This window comes from Ferrovibrio sp. (assembly GCF_035304305.1).
Lineage (GTDB): Bacteria > Pseudomonadota > Alphaproteobacteria > Ferrovibrionales > Ferrovibrionaceae > Ferrovibrio.
On the sequence record NZ_DATGQG010000077.1, the window covers coordinates 23,674 to 39,866 of the forward strand.

At 67.7% G+C, this 16,193-nt stretch carries 19 protein-coding genes and 1 other RNA gene; 18 read left to right on the plus strand and 2 right to left on the minus strand.

All coding sequences use genetic code 11. The features are described 5' to 3' along the window. Window positions 1-8 precede the first annotated feature (8 nt). From VKZ87_RS09765 to VKZ87_RS09785, 5 genes are all read left to right on the plus strand, one after another. Complete coding sequence (locus tag VKZ87_RS09765) at window positions 9-344, plus strand: cell division protein ZapA (protein ID WP_324221065.1); 336 nt, start codon at window positions 9-11, stop codon at window positions 342-344. Between the two features lie 15 nt (window positions 345-359). Next, window positions 360-519, plus strand: a non-coding RNA gene (ssrS, locus tag VKZ87_RS09770) — 6S RNA. 27 nt (window positions 520-546) lie between these two features. Continuing rightward, window positions 547-1,149 carry a 5-formyltetrahydrofolate cyclo-ligase gene (locus tag VKZ87_RS09775; protein ID WP_324221066.1) on the plus strand — a complete coding sequence of 201 codons (603 nt, stop codon included), beginning with the start codon at window positions 547-549 and terminating at the stop codon, window positions 1,147-1,149. Window position 1,150: 1 nt separating this feature from the next. Further along, window positions 1,151-1,960, plus strand: a complete 810-nt coding sequence (locus tag VKZ87_RS09780; protein WP_324221067.1) for a TIGR00282 family metallophosphoesterase — start codon at window positions 1,151-1,153, stop codon at window positions 1,958-1,960. Between the two features lie 4 nt (window positions 1,961-1,964). Beyond that, a complete protein-coding gene (locus VKZ87_RS09785) occupies window positions 1,965-2,555 on the plus strand; it encodes a uracil-DNA glycosylase family protein (protein ID WP_324221068.1) in 591 nt (196 codons plus the stop codon). On the opposite strand, the gene VKZ87_RS09790 is transcribed toward VKZ87_RS09785, so the two are convergent. Further along, window positions 2,556-3,020 (minus strand): PAS domain-containing protein, encoded by a 465-nt coding sequence (locus VKZ87_RS09790; protein ID WP_324221069.1) that lies wholly within the window; start codon window positions 3,018-3,020, stop codon window positions 2,556-2,558. It abuts the gene before it with no gap. Between the two features lie 38 nt (window positions 3,021-3,058). Further along, entirely contained in the window at window positions 3,059-3,538 is a 480-nt protein-coding gene (locus VKZ87_RS09795) for a hypothetical protein (RefSeq protein WP_324221070.1), read from the minus strand. A 277-nt stretch (window positions 3,539-3,815) separates the two neighbouring features. Between VKZ87_RS09795 and VKZ87_RS09800 the strand changes: the two genes are divergently transcribed. The 13 genes from VKZ87_RS09800 to ftsH form a co-directional block, all read left to right on the plus strand. Then, window positions 3,816-4,565: a YebC/PmpR family DNA-binding transcriptional regulator gene (locus tag VKZ87_RS09800; protein WP_324221071.1), complete on the plus strand. Its 750-nt coding sequence runs from the start codon at window positions 3,816-3,818 to the stop codon at window positions 4,563-4,565. Between the two features lie 42 nt (window positions 4,566-4,607). After that, window positions 4,608-5,126, plus strand: a complete 519-nt coding sequence (ruvC, locus tag VKZ87_RS09805; RefSeq protein ID WP_414655641.1) for a crossover junction endodeoxyribonuclease RuvC — start codon at window positions 4,608-4,610, stop codon at window positions 5,124-5,126. After that, a complete protein-coding gene (gene ruvA / locus VKZ87_RS09810) occupies window positions 5,123-5,734 on the plus strand; it encodes a Holliday junction branch migration protein RuvA (protein ID WP_324221073.1) in 612 nt (203 codons plus the stop codon). The genes ruvC and ruvA overlap by 4 nt, the downstream gene beginning before the upstream one ends. Continuing rightward, window positions 5,731-6,798 (plus strand): Holliday junction branch migration DNA helicase RuvB, encoded by a 1,068-nt coding sequence (gene ruvB / locus VKZ87_RS09815; protein ID WP_324221074.1) that lies wholly within the window; start codon window positions 5,731-5,733, stop codon window positions 6,796-6,798. The genes ruvA and ruvB overlap by 4 nt, the downstream gene beginning before the upstream one ends. Next, on the plus strand, window positions 6,795-7,244 hold the full coding sequence (gene ybgC, locus VKZ87_RS09820) for a tol-pal system-associated acyl-CoA thioesterase (RefSeq protein ID WP_324221075.1): 450 nt from the start codon (window positions 6,795-6,797) through the stop codon (window positions 7,242-7,244). Before ruvB ends, ybgC begins: the two co-directional genes overlap by 4 nt. Before the next feature lie 30 nt (window positions 7,245-7,274). Then, a complete protein-coding gene (gene tolQ, locus VKZ87_RS09825) occupies window positions 7,275-8,009 on the plus strand; it encodes a protein TolQ (RefSeq protein ID WP_324221076.1) in 735 nt (244 codons plus the stop codon). Continuing rightward, the gene (gene tolR, locus VKZ87_RS09830; protein ID WP_324221077.1) at window positions 8,009-8,446 is read left to right on the plus strand and encodes a protein TolR; all 438 of its coding nucleotides are present in this window, start codon (window positions 8,009-8,011) and stop codon (window positions 8,444-8,446) included. Before tolQ ends, tolR begins: the two co-directional genes overlap by 1 nt. Window positions 8,447-8,478: 32 nt before the next feature. Beyond that, window positions 8,479-9,441 (plus strand): hypothetical protein, encoded by a 963-nt coding sequence (locus VKZ87_RS09835; RefSeq protein ID WP_324221078.1) that lies wholly within the window; start codon window positions 8,479-8,481, stop codon window positions 9,439-9,441. Between the two features lie 3 nt (window positions 9,442-9,444). Next, complete coding sequence (gene tolB, locus VKZ87_RS09840; RefSeq protein WP_324221079.1) at window positions 9,445-10,821, plus strand: Tol-Pal system beta propeller repeat protein TolB; 1,377 nt, start codon at window positions 9,445-9,447, stop codon at window positions 10,819-10,821. Window positions 10,822-11,183: 362 nt separating this feature from the next. Beyond that, a complete protein-coding gene (gene pal, locus VKZ87_RS09845; protein ID WP_324221080.1) occupies window positions 11,184-11,699 on the plus strand; it encodes a peptidoglycan-associated lipoprotein Pal in 516 nt (171 codons plus the stop codon). A gap of 203 nt (window positions 11,700-11,902) precedes the next feature. Then, on the plus strand, window positions 11,903-13,015 hold the full coding sequence (ybgF, locus tag VKZ87_RS09850; RefSeq protein WP_324221081.1) for a tol-pal system protein YbgF: 1,113 nt from the start codon (window positions 11,903-11,905) through the stop codon (window positions 13,013-13,015). Window positions 13,016-13,019: 4 nt separating this feature from the next. Further along, complete coding sequence (gene tilS, locus VKZ87_RS09855) at window positions 13,020-14,348, plus strand: tRNA lysidine(34) synthetase TilS (RefSeq protein ID WP_324221082.1); 1,329 nt, start codon at window positions 13,020-13,022, stop codon at window positions 14,346-14,348. 168 nt (window positions 14,349-14,516) lie between these two features. Next, the coding region (gene ftsH / locus VKZ87_RS09860; protein ID WP_324221083.1) for an ATP-dependent zinc metalloprotease FtsH at window positions 14,517-16,193 on the plus strand (1,677 nt) is incomplete at its 3' end.

Consider the following 16,193-nt stretch of genomic DNA (forward strand, 5'->3'; position numbering starts at 1 on the left):
AGTCCGCGATGGGAGTGGTCAACGTCACCGTCAACAACCGCCTCTACGAGATCGGCTGCGATGACGGCGAGGAACAGCAGGTCTATCGCCTGTCGCAGATGCTGGATGCGCGCGTGCGCGAGCTTGCGGCGCTGGTCGGGCAGGTGGGCGACGCCCGGCTGCTGCTGATGACCGCCCTTACCCTGGCCGACGATCTGGAAAGCGCGCAGCAGGATATCGCGGCGATAAAGCGCGAAATTACCGAGATCCGCGCCCAGCACGGCGCGGCGCAGGCCGATTCCGACACGCTGATCGGACTGGCGAAACGGCTCGAGGATATTGCCGCCCGGCTGGAGACTACCTAGATTGCCATCCAGGACGGTGCGCTGCCTGGTGCGTCAGGTTTTACTTAACCCTGGGGCCAATGCTCATCTCTGAGGGAGCTGTCCCTGGCCGGAGCCGTGGTTCCGGACATATGGCGCCCACCTGGTACGCCAGGCCACAGAGGTTAGTTCGCGCCAACGGCCGAGGCGGGCCCGTCCGCTCCTCTCTTTCCCGCCTGCTGACGTGATTGTTTCCGACGACCTCGATGCCCTGAAGGCGAAACTGCGCGCGAAGCTGAAGCAGCGTCGTGCCGAGGCGGCTGCCGCGAATGGCGCTGCGATCGCCGAGGTCGCCGCGACGCGCTTCCTCGAGGCGCTGCCGGTGCAGGCGGGGCAGGTGGTGGCCGGCTACTGGCCGCTGGCCGACGAACTCGATCCGCGGCCGCTGCTGCGACAGTTGCAGGCGTGCGGCGCGGCAATCGCGCTGCCGGTTGCGCAGGCGGAACGGGCGACACCGCTGGAATTCCGCCGCTGGACCGATTTCGGAACGGCGCCGCCAGCGGGAAACTGGGGAATTCCGGCGCCCGAGGGCGATGCTGACCGGCTCGAGCCCGATATTCTGCTGGTCCCGCTGGTGGGATTTGATAAGACAGGCCGCAGGCTGGGCATGGGTGGCGGCTACTACGACGCCACGCTGGCGGCGCTGCGGGCGGTGCGGCCGGTTCTGGCGGTGGGCTATGCCTTTGCCGTGCAGCAGGTGCCGGACGTGCCGCATGGCGAGCGGGACCAGCGGCTGGACTGGATTGTGACCGAGCGCGCGGCGATTCCGTGCGGAAAGCAGGACTGACGTGAAATTTCTCTATTGCGGCGATGTGGTGGGACGGTCGGGACGCGATGCGATCGTCGCCAGGATTCCCGAACTGCGCCGGACACTGGATCTCGATTTCGTGCTGGTCAACGGCGAGAACGCGGCGGCGGGCTTCGGCATCACCGGCAAGATCTGCGAGGAATTCTATGCCGCCGGCGTCGATGCCATCGTGCTCGGCAACCACAGCTGGGACCAGCGCGAGACCATCGCCTATATCAACGGCGACCCAAAGCTGCTGCGGCCGCTGAACTACCCCAAGGGCACGCCGGGCCGCGGCTCGGCCGTCTTCACCACGCAGAAGGGGCAGAAGGTGCTGGTGGTGCAGGTCATGGGCCGCATCTTCATGGACCCGCTGGACGATCCCTTCGCCGCAGTGGAAGCCGAACTGCAGAAATACCGCCTCGGCGCCGGCGTCGACGCCATCATCGTCGACATCCACGGCGAGGCGACCTCGGAGAAGATGGCGATGGGCCATTTCTGCGACGGCCGCGTCTCGCTGGTCTGCGGCACGCACAGCCATGTGCCGACGGCTGATGCGCAGATCCTGCCCAACGGCACGGCCTACCAGACCGATGCCGGCATGTGCGGCGACTACAATTCCGTCATCGGCATGGACAAGACCGAGCCGCTCAACCGCTTCGTGAAGCGGGTGCCGGGCGGGCGGTTCGAGCCGGCCAACGGCGATGCCACGCTCTGCGCGGTCTATGTCGAGACCGATCCGCGCAGCGGGCTGGCGACGCGCATCGCGCCGCTGCGCCTCGGCGGCCGCCTGCAGCAGGCGACCCTCTGACACCATGACGACGCGCCGGCTCGCGGCCCTGCTGCGGGAGGTGCGCAGCTGCGACTTCTGCGCCGCCCGGCTGCCGCTCGGGCCGCGCCCGGTGGTGCGCATGAAGCCGACGGCGCGCCTGCTGGTCGTCGGCCAGGCGCCGGGCACCAGGGTGCATGAAACCGGCATTCCGTGGAACGACCGCAGCGGCGACGTGCTGCGCGACTGGCTGGCGATGGACCGCGACAGCTTCTACGACGAATCCCGCATCGCCATCATGCCGATGGGCTTCTGCTATCCCGGCCGCGATCCGCGCGGCGGCGACAACCCGCCGCGGCCCGAATGCGCGCCGCGCTGGCATGACCGCCTGCTGCAGCATCTGCCGGAACTGCGGCTCACCCTGCTGGTCGGGCAGTATGCCCAGGCGCATTACCTAGGCCCGCAGCGCCGGGAGAGCCTGACCGAAACCGTGCGGCATTACCGCGATTACCTGCCGCGCTTCCTGCCCCTGCCGCATCCGAGCTGGCGCAACCTGGCCTGGCGCCGGCGCCATCCCTGGTTCGATGCGGATGTGGTGCCCGAACTGCGCCGGCTGGTGGAGGCCGCCCTGCGCTGATCAGCGCGGATGGCGCGGGATGAAATCGACGAAGTTGAACAGCATGTCGACCCGGCTGCCGTCGGAGGACAGCGGCGTGATGAGATCCTGCGCCGCGAGAAAATCCTTGTGCGGACCGATATAGGGCACCTGCGTGACCAGCGGCTGCCCCGTGCGCACCACGGTTTCGAAATTCGACCACAGGCGGCCAGGCGGTCGCTGATGCGCGATCTCGCTCATGCGCAGGCCGGTATAGCGCTGCGACAGCTTGGCCTCCACCGCGGTGCCCATCACGCGGTAGCGGAAATCCAGCGGCCCGAAATCGCTGTCATGCAGCACGTCGAGCAGCACGACATGCGGCAGCAATGCAGTGATCTCGAGCGGATCGATGTCGCGGCGGGCCGGCATCGGGCGGCCGGCGCGCTTCCGCTCCCAGTAATCGTAGCCGCTCCGCAGGATCGCGGTCGCGTCGTCGAGGCCGAGCATGCCCGCATGCTAGGCCGGAAACGGACGGAAGCCGAGCCTCAGGCGTCGGGTGCGTGCGAGGGCGCGAGGTCTACGCAAACGAGCAGACGATCGACATTCCGTCCGTCATCGGCGAGCGGCAGCACAATATGGTAGGCGCCGCCGATGCCGCGGCTGCGGCCGACATAGGGCAGGGTACCCTTCACCGGCGCACGGGCATCGAAGGCCGTGGTGAGATGGTCCCAGACCCGGCTGGGCGGCCGCTGGTGCGGGATCTCGCTCATCAGCTTGCCGGTATTGTCGGCATTGCTGATCGCGGCGATGCGGCTGGCGATCTCGGTATAGCGGAAATCCAGCGGGTCACGCTGGACGGTGAACAGGATGCTGCTGGCGCGCAGGGGCTCGAAGGCGGGGATGCACATGGCCTGCCAGGACGGCATCTCCGCCGCCCGGCGGCGGGCCAGCCAGAAGGCATGTGCGTGGTCCAGCAGCGGCGATTGCGGGTAGCCCGGCAGCGCGACCGAGGGCAGGGTCCGCATTCTGGACACAGCAAAGGATTGTATCATCCCTGACATGCTCGCCTCGCGGCTGTTAGCCGGCCGGCGTCTGGGGCCGGGCCGGGCATATGTCAAATTGTATGACCTTAAGAGAATACGCGCAATAGATGTTCGGCATCATCTGCAACCTCTTCCTGCCGCTTGCTTTTGGACCGGTCGGGCTTTATCCGGGCGCCACCTCGGCTGCCGGTTGCAGCAAAATATGGTAAACACACCCGATTCGGACCCATCCATCTGACACCCACTTGCAGGTTGCGCCATGGCCGGCCATTCCCAGTTCAAGAACATCATGCATCGCAAGGGCGCCCAGGATGCCCGCCGCGCCAAGATTTTCACCAAGCTGATCCGCGAATTGACCACCGCCGCCCGCATGGGACAGCCGGATCCGAACGCCAATCCGCGGCTGCGCGCCGCCGTGCAGGCCGCCCGCGCCGCCAACATGCCCAAGGACACCGTCGAGCGCGCGATCAAGCGCGGCGCCGGCGGTGACGCGGCCGACAATTACGAAGAGGTGCGTTACGAGGGGTACGGCCCCGGCGGCGTCGCCGTCATCGTCGAGGCGCTGACCGACAACCGCAACCGCACCGCCGGCGAGGTGCGCGCCGCTTTCTCCAAGAATGGCGGGCAGCTCGGCGAGACCAATTCGGTTGCCTTCATGTTCGACCGGGTCGGCGAGATCATCTTCCCGGTGAAGGTCGCCAGCGCCGAGGCCGTGTTCGAGGCGGCACTGGAAGCCGGCGCCGAGGATGTCCAGTCGGACGAGGAAAACCACACGGTCACCTGCGCGCAGGACGACTTCGCGGCGGTGCGCGAGGCGCTGGAGAAGACCTTCGGCGATCCGAGCTCGGCCAAGCTGGTCTGGCGGCCGAAGACCACCACGCCGATCGGCGGCGAGAAGGCCGAGACGCTGCTGAAAATGATCGAGGTGCTGGAAGACAACGACGACGTCCAGCAGGTTTACGCCAATTTCGACATTTCGGTCGAAGAACTGAGCAAGCTGGCCAGCTGACGGCGATTGAGGGGGGCGGCAGGAGCGGTCTTGAGCGGCAGTATCTGCATCATCGGACTCGATCCCGGCCTGCGGGCCACCGGCTGGGGCGTGATCACTGCCGAGGGCAACCGCCTGTCCCATGTCGCCCACGGCACCATCCGCACCAACAGTGACGACGAACTGGCCTACCGGCTGCGCGCGCTGCATGACGCGCTGGCCGAGCTGATCGCCACCTGGCAGCCGAAAGCGGCGGCCGTGGAGGAAACCTTCGTGAACCGGAATCCGGCCTCGGCGCTGAAGCTCGGCCAGGCGCGCGGCGTGGTGCTGCTGGCGCCGGCGCTCGCCGGCCTGCCGGTGGCGGAATACGCTGCGACGGTGGTGAAGAAATCCGTGGTCGGCACCGGCGGCGCCGAGAAGGAGCAGGTGCATGCCATGGTGAAGCGCCTGCTGCCGGGCTGCAACGTCACCGGCGCCGATGCCGCCGACGCACTGGCGCTGGCGATCTGCCATGCCCATCATGCGGCGACCTCGAAGCGTCTGCTGTCGGCAGAAGCCTCGCTGATGAGAGCCGCGCGATGATCGCCAAGCTCAGCGGCCTGCTCGATTCCGTGGCCGAGACCTTCTGCATCGTCGATGTCGGCGGCGTCGGCTACCAGGTCTTCTGCTCGGCGCGCACGCTGCGCGCCCTGCCGCGCCCGGGCGAGGCCGTGAAGCTGCATGTCGAGACCCATGTGCGCGAGGACCACATCCATCTCTACGGCTTCGTCTCCGAGACCGAGCGCGGCTGGTTCACCCTGCTGCAGACCGTGCAGGGTGTCGGCTCGCGCGTCGCCCTGGCCATCCTCTCGGCGCTCTCGCCTGACGAGCTCGCCAGCGCCATCGCCTCGGGCGACAAGGCGATGCTGAACCGCTGCGACGGCGTCGGGCCGAAGCTGGCCGCCCGGCTGATCACCGAGCTGAAGGACAAGGTCGGCGGCATCGCCTTCGCCGCCCCGGCGCCGGCCGCGGGCGCGCCGGCGGAAACCGGCGGCGGCGGCGCGGTGGCCGATGCGCTCTCGGCGCTGGTCAATCTCGGCTACAAGCGCGCCGAGGCCTTCGGCGCCGTCACCGCCGCGGCGCGCAGCCTGGGTGACAAGGCCGATGTGTCGGCGCTGATCCGCGCCGGGCTGAAGGAGCTGGCGCGATGAGCGAAGCCTCCCGCGGCGATGGACGCCTGGTCTCCGGCGGCAAGGCCGAAGGCGACGAATTCGAGCGCCATCTGCGGCCGCAGCATCTCGGCGATTTCGTCGGCCAGAAGCAGGCGCGCGAAAACCTGCAGGTATTCATCCAGGCCGCGAAGGCGCGCGGCGAGGCGCTGGATCACGTGCTGCTGCACGGCCCGCCGGGCCTGGGCAAGACGACGATGGCGCAGATCGTCGCGCGCGAACTCGGCGTCAACTTCAAGGCCACTTCGGGCCCGGTGATCGCCAAGGCCGGCGATCTCGCCGCCCTGCTGACCAATCTCGAAGCGCGCGACGTGCTGTTCATCGACGAGATCCATCGCCTCAATCCGGCGGTGGAGGAAATCCTCTATCCGGCGATGGAAGACTTCCAGCTCGACCTGATCATCGGCGAGGGACCATCGGCGCGCAGCGTGCGCATCGACCTGCCGCCGTTCACGCTGGTCGGCGCCACGACGCGCTCCGGTCTTCTCACCACACCTTTGCGCGAGCGTTTCGGCATCCCGCTGCGGCTGAATTTCTACGAGGTCGAGGAACTCGAGCTGATCATCCGCCGCGGCGCCCGCATCCTCAACATGGAGCTCGATGCCTCCGGCGCGCGCGAGATCGCCCGTCGCGCCCGCGGCACGCCGCGCGTGGCCGGCCGACTGCTGCGCCGGGTGCGTGACTTCGCTGCGGTCGGCAAGGCCGGCGTGGTGGATGCGGCCAGGGCCGATGCGGCCCTGCGGCGCCTGGAGGTGGACGAGCGCGGACTGGATGCCATGGATCGCCGTTATCTCGGTGTGATCGCCCGTGACTTCCAGGGTGGCCCGGTCGGCGTCGAGACGATTGCGGCGGCGCTCAGCGAGCCGCGCGACGCGCTGGAAGACATCATCGAGCCCTACCTGATCCAGCAGGGATTCCTGCAGCGCACGCCGCGCGGCCGGCTGCTGACGCCGCAGGCCTTCGCGCATCTCGGTCTCGCCGTGCCGGCGAACCGCGCGAACCTGAACCAGCTTGATCTGCTCTCCGACGACGAGGCCGGCCAGTGAGCACCGGCGCCGCGACCCCGCACCGCTCCGCGCCGCATCGCTATCCGGTGCGGGTCCAGTGGGAGGACACCGACGCCGCCGGCATCGTCTATTACGCCAATTATCTGCGCTTTATCGAGCGCGCCCGCTCCGATCTGCTGCTGCAGCACGGCATCGACCAGCGCGGCATCATGGCGTCGGATGACGGGGTCGCCTTCGCGGTCCGGTCCTGCAGCACCGAATACCTGCAGCCGGCCCGGCTGCATGAGGAACTCACCGTCACCACCGGCCTCGTCGAACTGCGCGGTGCCAGCGTCACCCTGGCGCAGGATGTCTGGCGCGGCGACGATCTGCTGGTCCGGGCGGAAGTCAGGCTGGCCTGTATCGACAAAAGCGGCCGTGCGCGGCGCGTACCACCCGCGGTGGCTGCAATACTCGCCACACTTTCACCAAATTTATCGCGTTGATCTGCAACCAGTAACAGAAGGATTCCACGAATGGACAGGACCGTCAGCGCCGTGCCGCTCGGGGGCTCGTCGGCAGCCGCCGACCTCTCGTTATGGGCGCTTTTCCTCCAGGCAGACTGGATCGTCAAAGCCGTGATGCTGATGCTGATCCTGGCCTCCTTCTGGTCATGGGCGATCATCTTCGACAAGCTGATCAAGATCCGGAAGGTCAACATCGAGACCGACAAGTTCGAAACCGATTTCTGGTCGGGCGGCTCGCTCGACGCGCTGTATGACCGCATCTCGCTCGCCGGTCCGAGCCACCCCATGGCGGTGCTGTTCCTGGCGGCGATGCGCGAATGGCGGCGCTCCACCGAGCGCGGCGTGGTGCGCGGCAAGCAGGGACTGGGCTCGCTGCAGGTCCGCATCGGCCAGGTGATGCGCGTCTCGATCGACCGCGAGATGGAACGGCTGGAACGCTATCTCGGCTTTCTCGCCTCGGTCGGCTCGGTCGCTCCCTTCGTCGGCCTCTTCGGCACCGTCTGGGGCATCATGAATTCCTTCCACGCCATCGCCTCGAGCAAGAACACCTCACTGGCGGTCGTGGCGCCCGGCATCGCCGAGGCCCTGTTCGCCACGGCGCTGGGCCTGCTCGCCGCGATCCCCGCGGTGATGGCCTACAACAAGTTCTCCAACGACCTCAGCCGGCTCAACGTGCGGCTGGAGGGTTTCGCCGGCGAATTCTCGGCGCTGATGTCGCGCCAGCTGGATGAGGAGGCCGCCTGATGGGCGTGCACCTGCAGGGCGGGGGCACCCGGGCCGGCCGGATGCGGCGCCGGCCGATGTCGGAGATCAACGTCACGCCGCTGGTGGACGTGATGCTGGTGCTGCTGATCGTCTTCATGGTGGCGGCGCCCCTGCTCACGGTCGGCGTGCAGGTCGACCTGCCGAAGACGCAGGCCGCCGCGATCCAGGGCCAGGACGAGCCGCTCAGTGTCACGATCGATTCCAAGGGCGTCGTTTACATTCAGGAAAGCCCCGTCGAGCTAGACCAGCTGGTGCCGCGCCTGCAGGCGATCTCTGGCAATGCGCCCGACCGCCGCATCTTCGTGCGCGGCGACCAGGCGATCAATTACGGCAAGGTCCTTGAAGTGATGGGCATGATCAATACCGGCGGCTTCACCAAGGTGGCGCTGGTTGGCAATCCGCCGTCGGGCAAGTAGGGCAGGCGGTCTGAATTCGGATTGGTGGTACGGTGCATCGGTCGTCTTACATATTCTCGGCTAGCCTGCATGCCGGCATTCTCGCGCTCGGCATCTACGGGCTCCCGCACCTGTTCGACGTGCCGAAGGACGCCGAGCCGCCGGTGATCCTGGCCGAGTTCGCGCCGATCGCCGAGAAGACCAACATCCCGAAGCCGCAGCCGAAGGTGATCGAAACCAAGGCGCCGCCGAAGGAAGAGCCCGCGCCGGAAGCCAAGCCCGACCCGAAGCCGGAGCCGCCCAAGCCGCAGCCCCAGGCCGTGGCACCGCCGCCGCCTCCGCCGCCGGCACCGCCCGAGCCGCCAAAACAGGCCGAGGCGCCGAAGCCCGCCCCGATGCCCGAACCGGAGCCGGCGCCCAAGCCGGTGCCGAAGCCGAAGGAAGTCGTCGAGGCGCCCGAGCCGCCGAAGGTCGAGGCGAAGAAGCCTGAGCCCAAGCCGCAGCCGCCGAGGCCGAAGCCGCAGCAGCGCACCGAGGAGAAGAGCAAGACACCAGATTTCGCCGACGTCGCGGCGCTGGTGAACAAGATGAAGGCGCCGCCGGCGACACAGCTGAACCCGGCGCCGCAGACGGCCTCGCGCACGCCGCCGGCCGCGGCGCCGCGCGCCGAAGGGCCGAGCAACCCGCACCTGCCGGTCTCGATGAGCGAAAAGGATTTCATCCGCAAACAGGTCGAAGACAAGTGGACCTTCAATCTTGGTGCACTGGATGCAGACAAGCTGATCGTGCGGATCCGCTTCAGCCTCAATCCCGACGGCTCCCTGCGGTCGCAGCCCGAAATCGTCGATCAGGCCCGCATGTATATGCCGGGCCAGGACAATTATCGCGCAGCGGCTGAATCGGCCCGCCGCGCCGTGCTGAAGGCCGCGCCCTTCCAGTTGCCGCCGGGTGACCGGGAGAAATGGGCGCAGGAAATCATTCTGAATTTTGATCCGCGACAGATGCTGGGTGGGTAGGAAATGATGCAGACGATGATGATGCGCCGGCCGACGATGCCGGCGCTGGGTGCAGCCTTGCTGCTGATCGGCGCCTTCATGCAGATGGCGATCCTGCAGCCCGCTTCGGCGGCCGTGGAGATCGACATCACGCGCGGCAATTTCCGCCCGGTGCCGATCGCGATCTCCGATTTCGATGCCGACAATCCGCAGGCCACCAAGCTCGGGCAGGATGTCGCCAGCGTGATCCGTGCCAATCTCGAGCGCTCGGGCCTGTTCAAGCCGGCCGATCCGCGCGCCCATATCCAGTCGCCGGCGCAGATGCGCGTGCAGCCGCGCTTCCAGGACTGGCGCGTCATCAATGTCGATGCGCTGGTCAACGGCCGTATCGAGATCCAGCCCGACGGCCGGCTGCGCGGCGAGTTCCGCCTCTGGGACGTTGCCGCCGAGCAGCAGATGACGGGCCTTGCGCTGTTCACCACGCCGGACAACTGGCGGCGGCTGGCGCATCTGATCTCTGATGCGATCTACAAGCGCGTCACCGGCGAGGACGGCTATTTCGATACCCGCATCGTCTATGTCGCCGAGTCCGGTCCGCCGGATCGCCGCATCAAGCGGCTCGCCATCATGGACCAGGACGGCCACAATCACCGCTTTCTCACCGATGGCCGCTATCTGGTGCTGACGCCGCGCTTCTCGCCGAGCCAGCAGGAAATCACCTATCTCAGCTACTTCAACGACCGTCCGCGCGTGTATCTGTTCAACATCGATACCGGGCAGCAGGAACTGGTCGGCGATTTTCCCGGCATGACATTCGCGCCGCGCTTCTCGCCCGACGGCAACCGCGTGATCATGTCGCTCGCCGTCAACGGCAATTCCGACATCTTCATGATGGATCTGCGCACGCGGCAGCGGCAGCAGCTCACCTCCGATCCGGGCATCGACACCTCGCCGTCGTTTTCGCCCGACGGCCGCCAGATCACCTTCAACTCCGACCGCGGCGGTTCGAAGCAGATCTACGTGATGAATTCCGACGGCTCGAACCAGCGTCGCATCAGCTTCCAGCAGGGTCGCTACTCGACGCCGGTCTGGTCGCCGCGCGGCGACCTGATCGCCTTCACCAAGGAAGGCGGCGGACAGTTCTCCATCGGCGTGATGCGCCCCGACGGCACCGGCGAACGCATCCTTGCCACCAGCCCGCTGGTGCAGGAGGCGCCGACCTGGGCGCCGAACGGCCGCGTGCTCATGTTCTACCGCGAGAATCCGCCCGATGCGCGCGGTCGCGGCCAGCGCGTGCGTCTCGTGTCGATCGACCTGACCGGATACAACGAGCGGGAGATTCCGACCCCGATCGATGCGTCCGACCCGGCCTGGTCGCCCCTGTCGCCGCTGATCCGCTGACGAAAGAAAACCTGTCTGAGGCGGCCGGCTACGCCAAAGGGAGGAGGGGCATAGAGTGAAAATAGGCATGAAGCCCCAGGCTGCGGCTGTTGCATAAAAGCCGCAGCACGCGGCTAAGTCCTTTAGGCCCTATTGATTCTCCTAAAACGCGTGGATATATTGGATTTGACGAAATGGCTTGATCCTCGGTTCCGGCGACGTTCGCTTCTCAGCTGTCAGCCAAGAGGAACGCTGCTGTCAATGGCGGGTATCAAGTCGGTCGGGTCGAGTTCGCCGGACGCAAGAACAGCGCGAGGCGAGCGGAGCCCAAAAAAAGTTCTCAGGTACCTGACTCACTCGAAACCCTCGGAGGGATAAAAAAAATGCGCCTCAACACCTTCGGCTCCAAGATTGTGGCCGTGGCTGCCGTGGGCCTGTTCATGGCCGCTTGCTCCTCGGATCCCGCCCCGACCGCCGCCACCAGCGGCAGCGGGTCGACCCAGCAGACCGCGACCGCTCCGGCCGCCACCGGCATCCAGGCCGGCACGGTCCAGGACTTCCAGGTCAATGTCGGCGACCGCGTCTTCTTCGACTATGACAAGTACGAAGTGAAGCCGGCCGGCAAGGCCACGCTGGACAAGCAGGCTGCCTGGCTGAAGCGCTATCCGCAGTGGAAGGTCGTCATCGAGGGTCACTGCGACGAACGCGGCACCCGCGAGTACAACCTGGCGCTCGGCGAGCGTCGCGCCAATGCCGTGAAGAACTACCTGGTCAACCAGGGCATCCCGGCGAACCGCGTGACCACCATCTCCTACGGCAAGGAGCGTCCGGTGGCGCTGGGTTCGAACGAGGCCGCCTGGGCCCAGAACCGTCGCGGCGTGACCGTTCTGTCGAACTGATCTTCTGACGCGGGCGCCTGATCGCCCGCCGATGTGAAGGGTTCAGCACCCGCTCTGCCAAAGGCCCTGTGGCCGGCGGCAGGCGGGTGTTTCCTTTTCTGCGGGCTGCCGATGCGTTGCCAGCCGCCACGGTTTTGACGTAAACCGCGACAAGACTGCAGCTTCCGCAGACCGCAAGTCATTCGCCCAGACGGGGTCCTGTCATGTCCGCTTCGCCGATCCGCCGCGCCGCCTTCCTGTTTCTGCTGGCCGCCGCGCCTCTGCCCGCCCTGGCGCAGACGGGCGACACGCAGATGCTGATCGAGCGCATCAACCGGCTGGAGAACGACCTGCGCAACGTGCAGCGCCAGGTCTATCGCGGCGGCACTGCGCCTGGCGGCAGCAGCGCGGTCACCTCCCAGTCGCTCACCGAGCCCGACGGCAGCGGCGGCAGCATCGCCAACCGCCTGAGCGCTCGCATCGACGATCTCGAGAACCAGATCCGCCAGCTCACCGGTCGCTTCGAGGAAGTCGAGTTCAATTCCAGCCAGACGCAGCGCCGCATGGACAAGCTGGTCGAGGATGTCGATTTCCGCCTCACCCAGCTCGAGCGCGCCACCCAGCCGGGTCAGCTGCCGGCCGACGGGCCGACCGGCAGCGTCGAGCAGGTCAAGCCGGCGCCGATCAACCCGCAGCCCTCGCAGCCGGCGACGGCGCAGAACCAGGGCCAGCCGCTCGCCCAGCAGAGTCCGGCGCGCGGCTCGTCCTCGGCCACGCCGGGCCAGGCGCCGAGCCGCGAAGGCGTGCTCGGCACCCTGCCAACCGACGCGCAGGGCCGGCCGCTGCCGGTGACGCCCGGTCAGCAATCAGGCGGCCAGGCACAGAACCAGCAGACCCAGCAGGTGGCCCGCGCCACGCCGCCGGCTTCCGCCAAGGGGCGGCTGCCGCAGGGCAGCACGCAGGAGCGCTACAACTACGCCTACAAGCTGCTGGTGCAGAGCGACTACGCCGATGCCGAAGCCGCCTTCCGCGAATTCGTCTCGGCGCATCCGCAGGACCCGCTGGCCGGCAACGCGCAGTACTGGCTGGGCGAGACCTATTACGTGCGCCAGCAGTATGAGCCGGCGGCCCAGGCCTTCCTGCAGGGTTACCAGGGCTATCCGAAGAATCCCAAGGCGCCCGACAGCCTGCTCAAGCTCGGCATGTCGCTCGCCGCGCTGAAGAAGACTCCCGAGGCCTGTGCGGCCTTCGGCCAGCTCGCCAAGGAATTTCCCAATGCGCCGCCCCATGTGAAGGACGCGGCGACCCGCGAGCGCGGGAAGATCGGCTGCAAGTAGCGCCATGGCGGGGGCGGGGGCACTCGGTGCGGCGGAATTCGCCCGACTGCTGAAGCCGCTGCTGACGGCCAGGCCCGCCCGCATCGCCGTCGCGGTGTCCGGCGGCGCCGACTCGCTGGCCCTGACCCTGCTGGCGCAGCACTGGGCGGCGCGCCACCGCGTCGCACTCACCGCATTCACCGTCGATCACCGCCTGCGCCCGGAATCCGGCCGCGAGGCCCGGCAGGTGGCGCGCTGGCTGAAGGCGCGCGGCATCGATCACCGCATCCTCGTCTGGACGCATGACGGAAAGCCGGCCGCCAACCTGCAGGCGGACGCCCGCGCGGCGCGCTATGCGCTGCTGCAGGCGGAATGCCGCCGGCGGGGCATCATGCATCTGCTGCTGGCGCATCACCGCGACGACCAGGCCGAGACCCTGCTGCTGCGCAGCCTGCGCGGCTCCGGCGTGGATGGCCTCGCCGGCATGATGCCGCTGCGCGAACTCGACGACGGGCTGATGCTGCTGCGGCCGCTGCTGGAGATTCCGAAGGCGCGGCTCGTCGCCACCTGTCGGCGCCACCGGCAGGAGTGGATCGAGGATCCGAGCAACGACAATGCCGCCTTCGCCCGGGTGCGGGTGCGCCAGGCGCTCGACCTGCTGTCGGGCGGCGACGCGGCGGCGCATGCGGAACTCACCCGGCATCTGGCGCAGTCCGCCGCCAATCTCGCCCGCGCCCGCGCGGCCCTCACCGATGCCGCCTACAGCCTGCTGCGCGCCTGCGTCACCGTGCTGCCGTCCGGCATCGCCTGGCTCGATCCGGCGCCGCTGGCGGACGCCCATGAGGAAGTGTCCCTGCGCGCGCTGTCGCGGCTGCTGATGGCGATCGGCGGCCAGCCACTGCCGCCGCGGCTGGAGCGGCTGGAACGCCTGCGTGAAAACCTGATGCAGACGCAGAGCTTGCATCGCTGCAGCCTGCGCCTCTGGAAGGATGGCCGCATCCTGGTCTGCCGCGAGGCGCGGCACCTACCCGAACCGCTGGCGCTGAAACCGGGCAAGTCGCTGCTCTGGGACGGCCGCTTCCGCGTCGAGACCGCGCGCGGCCTGCCGGCCGGTCTGGTGCTGCAGCCGCTCGGCGCGCTGCGGCCGCCGGACGTCGACGCCGAAGCCGCCGCCCGGCTGCCGCGTCCGGCCTGGGCCAGCCAGCCGGCGATTATGCGTGGCGGACGCCTGCTGGCAGTGCCGGGGCTCGGCCACGGCGCCCTGCCGAAAGGGCTTACGCTGGCCTTCCGGCCACGGATCGCCGCCGGGATTCCGACCGGAACCGCCGATTCCGCCAGCCCGCGGACACCGTGACGTTACCGTAAATCCATGGACGGCCGCTTGTTTCGGCCCCTGCGGCGCATATCTATGGTAGGCAGGAAAGGAAATCGGTTAAGATTTCCGCCAGCCCCCTCGAACGTGCCCCGAATGCGGACGCGCACCGACGGGACGGGTTATGTCATTTAAAAGGAATGAGCTTCCGTGAATATGTTCGGTCGCAATCTGGCGCTGTGGGTCATCATCGGGCTTCTGGTGGTGGCGCTGTTCAACCTGTTCCAGGGACCGACGACCGGAAGCGGCGGCCGCCAGTCGCTGGCCTATTCCGACTTCCTGAACGACGTCCAGAACGGCCAGATCACCGACGTCCAGATCCAGAATAACGGCACCATCACCGGCCATTTCCGCGACGGCCGCGGCTTCACCACCTACATGCCCAACGATCCCGGCCTGGTCAGCAAGCTGACCGAGCGCGGCGTGCGCGTTGCCGCCGTGCCGCCGGACGAGGGCAACCCGCTCTTCTCGATTTTCGTCTCCTGGTTCCCGATGCTGCTGCTGATCGGCGTCTGGATCTTCTTCATGCGCCAGATGCAGTCGGGCGGCGGCAAGGCGATGGGCTTCGGCAAGTCCAAGGCGCGCCTGCTCACCGAACGCCATGGCCGCGTCACCTTCGAGGACGTCGCCGGCATCGAGGAAGCCAAGAGCGAGCTGGAGGAGATCGTCGAGTTCCTGCGCGACCCGCAGAAGTTCCAGCGCCTCGGCGGCAAGATCCCCAAGGGCTGCCTGCTGGTCGGGCCGCCGGGCACCGGCAAGACGCTGCTCGCCCGCGCCATCGCCGGCGAGGCGAACGTGCCCTTCTTCACCATCTCGGGTTCCGACTTCGTCGAGATGTTCGTCGGCGTCGGCGCCAGCCGCGTGCGCGACATGTTCGAGCAGGCCAAGAAGAACGCGCCGTGCATCGTCTTCATCGACGAAATCGACGCGGTCGGTCGTCACCGCGGCCACGGCCTCGGCAACTCCAACGACGAGCGCGAGCAGACGCTGAACCAGCTCCTCGTCGAAATGGACGGCTTCGAGGCCAACGAAGGCATCATCATCATCGCGGCGACCAACCGGCCCGACGTGCTCGACCCGGCGCTGCTGCGCCCGGGCCGGTTCGACCGCCAGGTTGTCGTGCCGGTCCCCGACATCGAGGGGCGCGAGAAGATCCTCGCGGTGCACATGAAGAAGGTGCCGCTGGCGCCCGACGTCAATCCGCGGACGATCGCCCGCGGCACCCCGGGCTTCACCGGCGCCGACCTCGCCAACCTGGTCAACGAGGCGGCCCTGCTGGCCGCGCGGCGCAACAAGCGCCTGGTGGCGATGCAGGAGTTCGAGGACGCCAAGGACAAGGTCATGATGGGCGCCGAGCGCCGCTCGATGGTGATGACCGAGGACGAGAAGAAGATGACCGCCTATCACGAGGCCGGCCACGCGATCGTATCGGTCAACGAGCCGGCGTCGGACCCGATCCACAAGGCGACGATCATCCCGCGCGGCCGCGCGCTGGGCATGGTCATGCGCCTGCCCGAGCGCGACAATTACTCGTATCACCGCGACAAGATGCACGCCAACCTGTCGGTCAGCATGGGCGGCCGGGTGGCCGAGGAAATCATCTTCGGCCACGACAAGGTTTCGAGCGGCGCGAGCGGCGACATCCAGTACGCCACCGATCTGGCGCGCAACATGGTCACCAAGTGGGGCATGTCGGACAAGCTCGGCCCGCTGCAATACGAAGCGACGCAGGAAGGCTATCTCGGCATGGGCGGGACCCAGCGGACGATGGCCTCGGACGAGACCAACAAGCTGATCGACGCCGAAATCAGGAACCTGATCGAGACC

Coding starts and splice junctions, on each gene's coding strand:
- VKZ87_RS09790 (WP_324221069.1), bottom strand. CDS start 3,020: ATGCTCGGCCTCGACGACGCGACCGCGATCCTGCGGAGCGGCTACGAT.
- tolQ (WP_324221076.1), top strand. CDS start 7,275: ATGGACAGGACCGTCAGCGCCGTGCCGCTCGGGGGCTCGTCGGCAGCC.
- VKZ87_RS09795 (WP_324221070.1), bottom strand. CDS start 3,538: ATGCGGACCCTGCCCTCGGTCGCGCTGCCGGGCTACCCGCAATCGCCG.
- tilS (WP_324221082.1), top strand. CDS start 13,020: ATGGCGGGGGCGGGGGCACTCGGTGCGGCGGAATTCGCCCGACTGCTG.
- VKZ87_RS09800 (WP_324221071.1), top strand. CDS start 3,816: ATGGCCGGCCATTCCCAGTTCAAGAACATCATGCATCGCAAGGGCGCC.
- ruvB (WP_324221074.1), top strand. CDS start 5,731: ATGAGCGAAGCCTCCCGCGGCGATGGACGCCTGGTCTCCGGCGGCAAG.
- pal (WP_324221080.1), top strand. CDS start 11,184: ATGCGCCTCAACACCTTCGGCTCCAAGATTGTGGCCGTGGCTGCCGTG.
- VKZ87_RS09765 (WP_324221065.1), top strand. CDS start 9: ATGGGAGTGGTCAACGTCACCGTCAACAACCGCCTCTACGAGATCGGC.
- ruvA (WP_324221073.1), top strand. CDS start 5,123: ATGATCGCCAAGCTCAGCGGCCTGCTCGATTCCGTGGCCGAGACCTTC.
- tolR (WP_324221077.1), top strand. CDS start 8,009: ATGGGCGTGCACCTGCAGGGCGGGGGCACCCGGGCCGGCCGGATGCGG.
- VKZ87_RS09785 (WP_324221068.1), top strand. CDS start 1,965: ATGACGACGCGCCGGCTCGCGGCCCTGCTGCGGGAGGTGCGCAGCTGC.
- ybgF (WP_324221081.1), top strand. CDS start 11,903: ATGTCCGCTTCGCCGATCCGCCGCGCCGCCTTCCTGTTTCTGCTGGCC.
- tolB (WP_324221079.1), top strand. CDS start 9,445: ATGATGCAGACGATGATGATGCGCCGGCCGACGATGCCGGCGCTGGGT.